The following is a 12,173-nucleotide window of genomic DNA, read 5'->3' as shown; positions in this document are numbered from 1 at the left end:
CCCGGTGGCCCGGTTCCGGTCGGGTCCGGGAGCGGTGCATAGGATCGCCCGGTGACGATCGCGATTCCCGGCTTCGGCGAACTGACCCCGGTGGACCACACCCCCGAAGGTGTGGCGTGCTGGAACACGACCGCCGCCGGGACGTCGGTGAGCGTGCTGGTGGAGGAACCGGCCACCACCGACGACCTCGACCTGCCGTTCATCGGCTCGGTCCTGCGCGACCGCCAACGGCTGCTCGCCACCGCCCACGAGGCCGTGGCCGACCACCTGCGCGACCACCCGGGCTACGGACCGGACGCCGTGGCCGACCCGGAGTTCACCTTCCACCCCGGCCGGGACTGGCTGGTCCGGTTCGCCGAGTGCCGCGTGCCCGGTTTCACCGAGTTGGGCCTCGTGGTGGTGTTCAACGGCGGTGACGTGGTCGGCGTGGACGACCTCGCCGACGTCGACCTCGCGGACGAGACGGAAGACTGACCTCACCCGGCGCGCGGTCGGGGTTCGCGCGGCGGGCGTGCGGACGGCGGTGCCGGGACTTCGGCACGCGGTGGGCGCGGGTGCGTGCGCCCGCGTTGCCAGGCGGGCGGTGGCTGTGCTGTGATCGGTGCGCCGCCGTGTGGAAAGCGTTTTCCGCGAGAGGGAGAACCCCGATGCGAGCACTGCTCCTGGCGACCCTGCTGCTCCTTGGCGCCGGCACGGCCCAAGCGGCACCCGCTCAAGCCTCGCCGGCCGAGGCCGCGGCGATGGACTACTGGCAGTACATGGCCACCTTCGCGACCGAGGAGGAATGCGAAGCCGAAGGCGCGAAGATCCCCGAAGGCGTCGACTACTACGTCTGCTGGCCGAGCGGGGGCGCCTGGGACTTCTACTGGGTCTTCCTGACCTGACCGCTACCGTCGAGCCCGGGAACGGATCGCGGCGAGCCGTTCACCGCAGCGGATGTCCCTTCCGCGTGCACGAACCGGTCGGGACGCAGCACGACGACGTCGGTGCGGTGGCGGGAGAACCAGGCGGTGAGCGTGCCGGTCACGTCCACCAGGTCGTCCTCGGTGCGGGGCTCGCCGTCGGTCACCACCCGCAGGAACCTCGCGGGTGGACCGCACCAGTCCCGCGCCGTGCTCGCATCCACCCCCGGCCCGATGACCGCGAAGTCGGGGCCGAGCACGTCGTCGAGCGGCAGCCCCACCCCGCCGACGACCACTTCGGGCTGGGGGAACATGGCGCTCCCGTCCGGCAGCGCGGGCAGCGGCTTGAACTCGAAGCGGCGCACCAGGCGGCGCACCCGCGGCACGGTCTGCGCCGCGCGCAGCACCGCGTCCCGCAGGAAGGCGGCGAACCTGTTGCGCACCAGGAAGATCCGGCCGAGCCGCACGCTGGTGAGGGCCATCGCCTCGGTGTGCGGGCGACGTTCGGCCTCGTAGCTGTCCAGCAGCGGCTCGGGGGCGTCCGACCCGAGGGCCAGGGCGAGCTTCCAGGTGAGGTTGGCCGCGTCACGCAGCCCGCTGCACAGGCCCTGGCCGAGGAACGGCGGCATCTGGTGGGCGGCGTCCCCGAGCAGGAACACCCGACGGTCGCGCCAGCGCTCGGCGACCAGGTGGTGGAACGTGTAGACGACCGCGCGCGTGACGGTGAAGCGGTCCGGGTCGACGTAGGGCGCGACGAGCCGGGCCACCGTCTCGGGGCTGGTCATGTCCGCCGGCGCCTCGTCCGGGCGGAGCATGAACTCCATCCGGTAGGTGTCGAACGCGCCGGGGGACACGAACGCGGGCCGCCGCCAGTCGCACACGAACGTCGTGTGCGGCACCCGCACCGCGCCCGGCGCGACGTCGCCGGAGACCGCCAGCCACGGCTCGGCGTAGGACGTGCCGGTGAGCGCGATGCCTGCCGCGACCCGGGTGGTGCTGCGGGCGCCGTCGCACCCCAGCACGTACTTCGCGCGCACCTCGGTTTCCTCGTCCGTGCCGAGGTCGCGCAGGACGACGGTGGCGGCCTCGTCGTCCTGGGTGAGCCGCATCAGTTCGACGCCGGTGCGCAGCGTGACGTGCGGGAACCGGTCGAGCCCCGCGCGCAGGGCCGCTTCGAGGCGCGGCTGGTCGAAGAAGTGCAGGGGACGGCTGCCCAGGCCGAAGTCGACCTCGTCCAGGGCGATGGTGGCGAACACCCGGCCCTTGGCGTTGACGTACTCGGCCCGTCGCGGCTGGTGCATGTCCTCGGCGACCTCGGTCAGCAGGCCCGCTTGCTGGTAGATCCGCAACGCCTCGTCGTCGCAGGAGAACGCGCGTGGCTGCCGGTGCGGCGCGGTGTCGCGTTCGACGACCAGGGTCCGCACGCCCCGGCCGCCGAGCAGGTTCGCGGTCAGCGCACCGACCGGCCCGCAGCCGACCACTACGACGTCGAACTCCATGCGTCCTCCTCCTGGTGTCGGCTCACATGCCAGCGGAGGGCTGTTGGAGTTCTGTTGGATCAGCGTGGGAAGCGCGCTCGCACCAGGTCCGCGCCTTGTGCCTCGGCCAGTCGCGCGCCGGTGTCCAGGTCGGCCCGGTCGTCGGTCGCCACGCCGCGGACGCGGCGCAGTTCGGCGGCGAAGACCCGTTCACCGGTCTCCTCGGCGAGGGCGAGACCTTCCTCGGCCAACGCCGCCGCGGTGGCGTGGTGCCCGGTCACCAGGTGGGCGTCGGCCATCGCGGCGAGGGTGATCGTGCGGGTCGAGCGCAGGCCGAGCCGGTGGATGCCCTCCCGGGCCGCCCGCATGGCGTGGCGGCGGGTGTCGTCCCCGCCGCGCACGGCGGCCCACTCGGTGAAGAAGTCGCCGGTTGTGACGAAGTGCGGCATGTGCTGACGCGCGCCGATCTCGCGGCACCGCCGGGCGGCGGCGAGGCCGGCGGTGACGTCGTGCTCCTGCATGGCGGTCCACGCGGCGAACAGCGCGGCGTTGGCCCGCCCGTACGGGTCGTCGGCGCGTTCGGCGAGGGCGTGTGCGGCGGCGAGGTCGGCGCGGGCCGCGTCCGCGTCACCGCGCAGGGAGCGCACCAAGGCGCGGAAGTCGTGGGTAGCGAGCGTGGGCGTGCGACCGGCCTGCCCGACCAGCTCCCGCGGGTCCAGCTCGTGCAGCCGGTCGATCGCGGCGGTCAGGTGGTCGTCGGCGGCGGCCAGGCGGCCGGTGAAGTAGCCGACCACGCCCAGCAGGTAGTGGCCCGCGGCGCCGATCACGCCGTCGTCCGCGGCGAGGCGGGTGGCGAGTTCTTCGGCGATGGCGAACTCGGCGCGGTTGCAGGCCAGTTCGCCGAGCGTCCACAGGGCGGTGCGCACGTCGGCGCCGGTGTCGACGCTCGTGAGCAGTTCGCGGGCGCGGGCGGCGGCCAGGTCGACGGCGTCGCTGCCGATACCGACGGTGATCTGGAGCAACGACGTGCGCCGCAGCTGCACGGCCAGCTCCCGTTCCGGCGCGGTGAGCAGGGCGGCGGCCCGGTCGAGGTGCGCCAGGGCGTCCTCGTAGGCGAGGCGGCGGGTGGCGTCGTCGGCGGCTTCGAGGGTCCAGTGCAGGTGGTCGTCCTCCCGTCCGCGAGCCCGGCCGTAGTGCTGCGCCAGCTCGGCCGGGGTGAGGGCGTGCCTGCCCGCGTCCGCGAGCCGGGCGTGCAGGTCGGCACGGCGGGTCGGGGTGAGGTCGGCGTAGGCGGCCTCGGCGAACAGCGGGTGCCGGAAGCGCACCACGCCGGCGTCGGGCTCGGTGACCAGGTGGGTGATGTGCGGGGTGAGCCGGACCTCGGTGGACGTGGCGGCTTCGAGCAGGTCGACGTCCAGGTCCCGGCCGGCGACGCTCAGCACGTCGAGCCAGTCGCGGGTGCGGTCGTCCAGGGCGTGCAGCCGGCGGCGGACGGTGTCGCGCACGCTCGGCGGCGGCGTGCCGGTCGGATCGGCGGAGGTGAGCAGTTCGGTGATGAAGAACGGGTTGCCGCCGGTGCGGGTGAGGAGGTCGAGCACGAGGTCGGCCGGTGCGGGCGCGCCGGTGTGCTCGCGGACCAGGCGGGCCACCGCGTCGGCGTCGAGGCCGGTCGGTCTGAGCTGTCGGCAGCCGGGGCTGCGGGCCAGGTCGGCGAGGGTGGCGACCAGGGCGGGGTCGTGCTCGTAGGGGCGCAGGGTCGCGACGACCAGCGCGCGGGACGTGTGCACGGTGGTGGCCAGGTAGCGCAGGAGGAGCAGGGAGTCGGCGTCGGCGGCGTGCAGGTCGTCCAGCACGAGGACGAGGCCGGCGGCTCGGGCGGCGGCGCGCACGAGCGCCGAGACCGCGTCGTAGGTGCGGAAGCGGGCGGTGGGGTCGATGTCGGTGTCGGTGGTCGGGCCGGTGCGGAAGCCCGCCAGCGCCGGGTCGTCGCCCGCGTCGCCCGCCAGGGGCACGAGGGCGCGCACGGCCTGGGTCCAGAGCCAGAACGGCGGTGCTTGACCGAGGTCCGGGCAGCGTCCCCACGCGACCGGGACGCCGGCGGAGGAGGCGCGGCGGGCGATGGCGTCGGCCAGGGTGGTCTTGCCGATGCCCGCCTCGCCGACGATCGCCGCGAACCGGCCGCCGGTCCGGCTCGACGCGGTGAGGAGGTCGGTGAGGAGGGCGAGTTCGGCCCTGCGACCGACCAGCCGGTCCGGCGACCTGGGACCGGTGGTGTCGGCAGGTGGCGCACGGTGGTGGTCGGGCGTGTCGGTGGGTGGCGTGGTGTGGCGGTGCTCGGGCGGTGTGGTGCGGCGGAGGCCGGGTCTGCCGGTGGGCGCGGTCTGCGGGGAGGTGCCCGCGTCGACCGGTGGCACGGAGTGGGCCAGGACCCGGCGGTGCAGGTCGCGCAGGGCCTCACCCGGTTCGACGCCGTGCTCGTCGACCAGGAGCCGGCGGCCCTCGTCGTACACGGCCAGCGCGTCGGTCTGCCTGCCCGCCCGGTAGAGCGCGAGCATCAGCTGCGCGCGGGCGTTCTCCCGGTTCGGGTGGGCGGCCACGAACTGGCGCAGGTCCGGCAGCACGGCCTGGTGCCGACCGGCGGCGACGGCGGCGGTGAAGAGGCCTTCGCCGGCCGCGGTCCGCGCCTCCGTGAGCCGTGCCGCGTCCGGTCGCACGGCGGTGAGGTCGGCGGCGGCCACCTCGCCCCGCCAGAGGGCGAGCGCGTCGGCGAAGTGGCGCCCGGCCGCCTCCCACTCGCCGTCGGCGAGCGCCCGCGAGCCCTGCCCGGCGAGCGCGGTGAAGCGGACGGCGTCCACGGCGTCCGGTGGCACGCGCAGCTCGTAGCCACCGGCGTGACCGCGCAACAGCTCGGCGGGCGCACGCCGTCCCCGCTCCGGTTCGAGCGCACGGCGCAGCACCGCCACGTAGGACCGCAGGGTGACCTGCGCGCCGGCCGGTGGCTGCCCGTCCCACAGCGCGTCGACCAGCCACTCGGCGCTGACGAACCGGTTGGCGCGCAACACCAGCAGCGTCAGCAGGTCACGCTGCCTCGGCCCGCCGAGCGCCGGCGGCTCGCCGTCGCGTTCCACCGTCAACGGCCCCAGGACCCCGAACCGCACGGTGCCGGACACCCGCAGAGGGTAACCGCGATGGGCGGCCGGTCCGGTGGGAACGACAATGTGGACATGACGACACCTCAGGTCGCGAGGCCCTCGATCCTCACCGTGGACGACGACCCGGGCGTGTCCCGGTCCGTGGCGCGCGACCTGCGCCGCAAGTACGGCGAGAGCTACCGGATCGTGCGGGCCGAGTCCGGTGCGCAGGCGCTCGACGCGGTGCGCGAGATCAAGTTGCGCGGCGAGGAGGTGGCGGTGCTGCTGGCCGACTACCGGATGCCCGGCATGAGCGGCATCGAGTTCCTGGAGGCCGCGATGGACCTCTTCCCCGCGGCACGGCGGGTGCTGCTGACCGCGTACGCCGACACCGACGCGGCGATCCGCGCCATCAACGTCGTCGACCTCGACCACTACCTGCTCAAGCCGTGGGACCCGCCGGAGGAGAAGCTGTACCCCGTGCTGGACGAGCTGCTGCGCGCCTGGTCGGCCGCCGATCGCGGGCCGGCCCGGCAGGTCCGGGTCGTCGGGCACCGCTGGTCGTCGCGGTCCTACGAGGTGCGCGACTTCCTGGCCCGCAACGCCGTCCCGTTCCGCTGGCACGCGGTCGACGACGGCGACCCCGAGACCGGGCGGCTGCTCACCGCGTGCGGTGAGGACGGCGCGCGGCTGCCGGTGGTCGTCACCGCGGACGGCGAGACCCTGGTCGAGCCGTCGGACGCGGAGCTGGCCGCCCGGGTCGGCCTGACCACGCGGCCGTCCACCGACTTCTACGACCTGATCGTGGTCGGCGGCGGTCCTGCCGGGCTGGGCGCGGCGGTCTACGGCGGCTCGGAAGGGCTGCGCACGGTGCTGGTCGAGCGGCGCGCCACCGGCGGTCAGGCGGGCACCAGCAGCCGGATCGAGAACTACCTCGGCTTCCCCGACGGCGTGTCCGGCGAGCAGCTCACCGACCGCGCCCGCCGGCAGGCGCTGAAGTTCGACGTCGAGGTGCTGACCGCGTGCGACGTGGTCGGCCTGGAGGCACGCGGCGCGGCACGCGTGGTGCGGCTGGGCGACGGCACCGAGCTGGCCGCGCACACCGTCATCCTCGCCACCGGCGTGTCCTACCGGATGCTGGACGCGCCCGGGCTCGGCGCCCTGACCGGCCGGGGCGTGTTCTACGGCGCGGCCACCACCGAGGGGCCGAGCTGCGCGGGCCAGGACGTCTACCTCGTCGGCGGCGCCAACTCGGCGGGCCAGGCGTCGCTCTACTTCGCCGCGCACGCCCGCCGCGTGGTGCTGGTCGTGCGCGGCGACTCGTTGGCCCGGTCGATGTCGCACTACCTCGTCGAACAGCTCGCCCGGGTCGCCAACGTCGAGGTGCGCACGTGCACCGAGGTCGTCGGCGGCACGGGGGAGGAGCACCTGGAGACGCTGACGTTGCGGCACAACAAGACCGGCGAGACGACGACCGTGCCCGCGTCCTGGTTGTTCGCGTTCATCGGCGCCGCCCCGCACACCGACTGGCTCACCGGCACGCTGGCCCGTGACGAGCGCGGGTTCGTGCTCGCCGGACCGGACCTGGTCACCGACGGCCGCCCACCCGAGGGCTGGGGCCTCGACCGGCCGCCCTACCACCTGGAGACCAGCCTGCCGGGCGTGTTCGTCGCCGGCGACGTGCGCGCGGACTCGGTGAAGCGGGTCGCGTCGGCGGTCGGCGACGGCGCGATGGCCGTGTCGCTGGTCCACCGCTACCTGGAGAGGTCGTGATGGAGAACCTGACGGTCGACGACCTGCGCGGGCTGTTCCTGTTCGAGCACCTGTCGGAGGAGCAGCTGGCGTGGCTCGTCGCGCACGGCCAGGTGGAGACGCACGCGGCGGGCTCCCAGGTGCTGCGCGAGGGACAGGCGGCGACGTGCTTCTTCGTGCTGCTGGACGGCACGGTCGCGCTCAGCCGCGTCATCGGCGGCCAGCGCGTGGAGACCAACCGGACCGACCACCGCGGCGCGTACTTCGGGGCGACCCAGGCGTACCTCGGCTCCGACGTCGAAGCCAAGACGGTCTACCAGATGACCGCCGACGCGGTGACCGACGTGCGGCTCTACCAGCTGCCCGCGCACGACTTCGGCGCGATGTTCCGCTCGTGGTTCCCGATGGCCATGCACCTGCTGGAAGGCCTCTTCTTCGGCATGCGCAACACCGAGCGGATCGTCAGCCAGCGGGAACGGCTGCTCGCGCTGGGTTCGCTGTCGGCCGGGCTGACGCACGAGCTGAACAACCCGGCCGCCGCGGCGGTGCGGGCCACCGGGGCGTTGCGCGAACGGGTCGCCGGGATGCGGCACAAGCTGGCGCTGCTGGCGAACGGCTCGCTCGACCCGGCCACCCTGCCGGTGCTGGTGAAGCTGCAGGAGAGCGCGGTCGAGCAGGTGGCGAAGGCGCCGAAGCTCGGTCCGATGGAGACCGCCGACCTGGAGGACGAGGTCGCGGACTGGCTGGACGCGCACGGTGTGCCGGGCGGATGGGACCTGGCTCCGGTGCTGGTCGCGGGCGGGCTGGACGTCGAGTGGCTCGACCGGGCGGCGGCGCTGTGCCCGCAGACCGCCACCGAGGCGGCCGTGCGCTGGCTGGCCTACACGGTGGAGACCGAGACGTTGATGAACGAGATCGAGGACGCCACCACCAGGGTGTCCACGCTGCTCGGCGCGGCCAAGCAGTACTCGCAGGTCGACCGGGCGCCGTTCCAGGTCGTCGACGTGCACGAGCTGCTCGACTCCACGCTCGTGATGCTCAGCGGCAAGTTCGGCGACGGCGTGCGCGTGGTCAAGGACTACGACCGCTCCCTGCCGCCGCTGCCCGCGTACCCGGCCGAGCTCAACCAGGTGTGGACGAACCTGGTCGACAACGCGGTGGCCGCCATGGCCGGCGACGGCACGCTGACCGTGCGCACGTACCGCGCCGGCGAGGACGTGGTGGTGGAGGTCGGCGACACCGGCGCGGGCATCCCGGACGAGGTGAAGAGGCGCATCTTCGAGCCGTTCTTCACCACCAAGGCCGTGGGTGAGGGCACCGGGCTCGGTCTGGACATCTCGTGGCGGATCGTGGTCGACCGCCACCACGGCGACATCCGGGTGGAGTCCGCGCCCGGCGACACCCGCTTCCGCGTCCACCTGCCGTTGACCGCGCCGTCGGCGGGGAACGCGGAGGTCGGCGCCTGAGGTTCCGGCCGTCGGGGCCGCTGTCCGGCCACCGGGCGGCGGCAAGGGGGTTGCCCACTCCTCGCCATTGTCAACATATAGCCGATCGGGGGTCTTGCGGCAAGGCCCCGGTCGTGCCGCAGAATCTCCGGCCGAAGCCAGAACCTGCGGAAATGGTGTGCCGGTAGAACGCTGTGACCACCGGCGGACGAACCCACAGGGTCGGCACTGCGAACCGGCGAGGCCCGATGGGGCGAACGGAAGGTGGACGGATGGGCGACTACGTGCTCGATCTCCGGGAGGTCGACCAGACGCAGGTCGCCGTCGTCGGCGGCAAGGGCGCGCACCTGGGAGAGCTCTCGCGGATCGACGGCGTCCGCGTGCCGCCCGGTTTCTGCGTGACGACGGACGCCTACCGGCGGACCGTGCGGGACGCGCCGTCACTCGGCGAGCTGCTGGACGGGCTGTCGCGCCTGAACCCGGACGACCGGGAGGCGATCCGCACGCGCAGCGCGGAGATCCGGCAGACCATCGAGGGGATCGTCGTCCCGGACGGTGTGGCGGCGGCGATCACCGGTGCGCTCGCCCGCGTCGGCGAACGGGCCGCCTGCGCGGTGCGGTCGAGCGCGACGGCGGAAGACCTGCCGGGCGCCTCCTTCGCGGGCCAGCAGGACACGTACCTGAACGTGGTGGGGCCGGCGGCGATCCTCCGGCACATCAGCCGGTGCTGGGCCTCGCTGTTCACCGAACGGGCCGTGACCTACCGGCTGCGCAACGGCTTCGACCACCGCAAGGTCCACATGGCCGTGGTCGTGCAGCGGATGGTCCTCCCGCACGCGTCCGGAGTCCTGTTCACGGCCGATCCCGTGACGTCCAACCGGAAGGTCGCCACCGTGGAGGCCACCTTCGGCCTCGGCGAGGCCCTGGTCTCCGGCCTGGTGAACGCGGACGCCTACCAGGTGCGGGACGACGAGGTCATCGCCAAGGCGGTCGCCGCCAAGGAGATCGCCGTCGAAGCCTCGCCGGACGGCGGGACGCGGGAGCAGCCGATCGAGCCCGCGCGGCGGGAGCAGCCCGCGCTGACGGACGCCCAGGTCGTGCGGCTGGTGCGGCTCGGCCGGCGGGTCGAGGCGCACTTCGGCCGTCCCCAGGACATCGAGTGGTGCCTGGTCGACGACGGCTTCCACGTCGTCCAGAGCCGGCCGATCACCACGCTGTTCCCCATCCCGGAGGTCGACGACCGGGAGAACCACGTCTACGTCTCCGTCGGTCACCAGCAGATGATGACCGACGCCATGAAGCCCTTGGGGCTCTCCGTGTGGCAGTTGACGACCACCCGGCCCATGGCCGAGGCCGGCGGGAGGTTGTTCGTCGACGCCACCCGGCTGCTGGCCTCGCCCGCGAGCCGCGCCGGGTTGCTCGAGGTGGTGGGGAAGTCCGATCCGCTGATCGAGGACGCGCTGCGGACCGTCATCGAACGCGACGGCTTCCTCCCGTCGTTCCCGGACGACGGTCCCGCCCAGTCGATCCCCGGCGCCGAGCCGGTCGCGATCGAGGCCGATCCGGCCCTCGTGACGGAGCTGGTCGAGCGGGGTGAGGCGTCCGTCGCCGCGGTCGAGCGCGAGATCAGGACGAAGTCCGGCTCGGAGCTGCTGGACTTCATCCTGGCGGACTTCGAGGAGCTGAGGCGGGTCCTGTTCGACCCGCGCGGCATCAAGCCGATCATGGCGGCGATGCGGGCGACGTGGTGGCTCAACGAGCACCTGCACGAGTGGCTGGGCGAGAAGGACGCGGCCGACGCGCTCTCGCAGTCCGTGCCCCACAACGTCACCTCGGAGATGGGGCTGGCGCTCCTCGACGTCGCGGACGTGATCCGCCCGCACCCGGGAGTCGTCGCCTTCCTGCGCGACGCGGCGCACGAGGACTTCCTCGACGGGCTGGTCGAGCTCGACGGCGGCCGGGAGGCGCGTGACGCCATCGTGGCCTACCTCGACAAGTACGGCATGCGCTGCGTCGGCGAGATCGACATCACCAGGCCGCGGTGGAGCGAACGGCCCACCATGCTGCTGCCCCTGCTGCTGTCCAACGTCAAGAACCTCGAGCCCGGCGCCGGCGGGCGGCGCTTCGAGCAAGGGCGGCAGGACGCGTGGCAGAAGGAACAGGAGGTGCTGGAGCGCTTGCGGGCGCTGCCGGACGGGAAGCGGAAGGCCGAGGAGACCAAGCGGAACATCGATCTCGTCCGGACGTTCGCCGGGTACCGCGAGTACCCGAAGTACGGGATGATCCGCCGCTACTTCGTCTACAAGCAGGCGTTGCTGGCCGAGGCCGAGCGCCTGGTGCGGGACGGCGTGCTCCGGGAGGCGGAGGACATCTTCTTCCTGAGGTTCCAGGAACTCCAGGAAGTAGTGCGGGCGAACCAGGTCGACCACGAACTCGTCAGCCGGCGCAAGGACGCGTTCAGGTCGCACCAAGCGCTCACGCCACCGCGCGTGCTCACTTCGGACGGTGAGACGCTCAACGGTGCGTACCGGCGCGACGACCTGCCCGCCGGCGCGCTGGTCGGCCTGGCGGTGTCCGCCGGGATCGTCGAAGGGCGGGCCAGGGTCATCCTGGACATGGCGGAGGCCGACGTCGAGCCGGGCGACATCCTGGTCACGACGCACACGGACCCCAGTTGGTCGCCCCTGTTCGTCGCGATCGCGGGCCTGGTGACGGAGGTCGGCGGCCTGATGACCCACGGCGCGGTGATCGCGCGGGAGTACGGCCTGCCGGCCGTCGTCGGGGTGGAGCGCGCCACCCGCGTGATCCAGGACGGGCAGCGGATCCGGGTGGACGGGACCGACGGGCACGTCGAGATCCTCACGACGACGTGACGAACCGGGCCTGGCACGGCACCGGTCGGTGTTTCGCGCGCCCGGGGTGAAATGCGGCAAGGCCAATGTGGTCCCGCCGTCTCGTGCCCGTCTTGTTCGTGTCCGTGAATCGGGCGGGTGACGCCGGGAGTCGTGTCGTGCCCGCGCAATCAAGCGGCGTCGTTCATGACCGTGAATTTTGTTGCCTGTCGCGCGCGGTTGCGGAATGCTCGCTGAGGGCTTTCCCTGGTATGAGTCGCCATCACTGATTTCGTCCGCCGCCGCGACGGGCTTCGCGTCGCAGAACGGCGGGAACACCGGTGGCCAGGGCGGGGCGACGGTCCGGGCCACTACCGGCACCCAGATCCACCAGGTGTTGTGCGGTCGGGCCGGCAGCAGCACCCCGATCGTCATCGAGGTCTCCAGCGCGATCAACCACGGCAACACCGCCAAGGTCTCGGGCTCCAGCTGCGAGACCGCCGCCGGCGTGGTCGAGCTCAAGCGGATCAGCAACGTCGCGATCATCGGCGTCGGCGGCGGCGCCGTGTTCGACCGGCGTCCGGCGGCGAGTCCGAGGGCTACGACGGCCTCTTCGACATGAAGGACAACACCC

The 12,173-nt window shown here is 73.2% G+C and carries 8 protein-coding genes; 6 read left to right on the top strand and 2 right to left on the bottom strand.

The window, feature by feature from the left end; all coding sequences use genetic code 11:
- The first annotated feature begins 51 nt into the window (after window positions 1-51).
- Both AB0H12_RS21960 and AB0H12_RS21955 read left to right on the top strand, forming a co-directional pair.
- The gene (locus AB0H12_RS21960) at window positions 52-474 is read left to right on the top strand and encodes a hypothetical protein (protein ID WP_499624724.1); all 423 of its coding nucleotides are present in this window, start codon (window positions 52-54) and stop codon (window positions 472-474) included.
- Window positions 475-647: 173 nt separating this feature from the next.
- Window positions 648-884, top strand: coding sequence for a hypothetical protein (locus tag AB0H12_RS21955; protein WP_499624723.1), 237 nt, complete (start codon window positions 648-650; stop codon window positions 882-884).
- On the opposite strand, the gene AB0H12_RS21950 is transcribed toward AB0H12_RS21955, so the two are convergent.
- Together AB0H12_RS21950 and AB0H12_RS21945 are read right to left on the bottom strand one after the other, a co-directional pair.
- Window positions 863-2,401, bottom strand: a complete 1,539-nt coding sequence (locus tag AB0H12_RS21950; RefSeq protein ID WP_499624722.1) for a bifunctional 3-(3-hydroxy-phenyl)propionate/3-hydroxycinnamic acid hydroxylase — start codon at window positions 2,399-2,401, stop codon at window positions 863-865. The two genes, AB0H12_RS21955 and AB0H12_RS21950, sit on opposite strands and share 22 nt — an antisense overlap.
- A gap of 59 nt (window positions 2,402-2,460) precedes the next feature.
- Entirely contained in the window at window positions 2,461-5,550 is a 3,090-nt protein-coding gene (locus AB0H12_RS21945; RefSeq protein WP_499624721.1) for an ATP-binding protein, read from the bottom strand.
- Window positions 5,551-5,604: 54 nt separating this feature from the next.
- Here AB0H12_RS21945 and AB0H12_RS21940 point away from each other — a divergent pair, with 54 nt between their 5' ends.
- The 4 genes from AB0H12_RS21940 (at window position 5,605) to AB0H12_RS21925 (ending at window position 12,161) form a co-directional block, all read left to right on the top strand.
- Entirely contained in the window at window positions 5,605-7,284 is a 1,680-nt protein-coding gene (locus AB0H12_RS21940) for an FAD-dependent oxidoreductase (protein ID WP_499624720.1), read from the top strand.
- Entirely contained in the window at window positions 7,284-8,729 is a 1,446-nt protein-coding gene (locus AB0H12_RS21935) for an ATP-binding protein (RefSeq protein ID WP_499624962.1), read from the top strand. The genes AB0H12_RS21940 and AB0H12_RS21935 overlap by 1 nt, the downstream gene beginning before the upstream one ends.
- 251 nt (window positions 8,730-8,980) lie before the next feature.
- The gene (gene rph / locus AB0H12_RS21930; protein ID WP_499624719.1) at window positions 8,981-11,581 is read left to right on the top strand and encodes a rifamycin-inactivating phosphotransferase; all 2,601 of its coding nucleotides are present in this window, start codon (window positions 8,981-8,983) and stop codon (window positions 11,579-11,581) included.
- Between the two features lie 181 nt (window positions 11,582-11,762).
- On the top strand, window positions 11,763-12,161 hold the full coding sequence (locus AB0H12_RS21925) for a hypothetical protein (protein ID WP_499624718.1): 399 nt from the start codon (window positions 11,763-11,765) through the stop codon (window positions 12,159-12,161).
- Window positions 12,162-12,173 lie beyond the last annotated feature (12 nt).

The sequence above is a fragment of the Actinosynnema sp. NPDC023794 genome, from assembly GCF_040639675.1.
GTDB classification, from domain to species: Bacteria; Actinomycetota; Actinomycetes; order Mycobacteriales; family Pseudonocardiaceae; genus Actinosynnema; species Actinosynnema luteola.
Note: the sequence above shows the minus strand (reverse complement) of the source record. Positions and strands in the feature narration are given on the sequence as shown.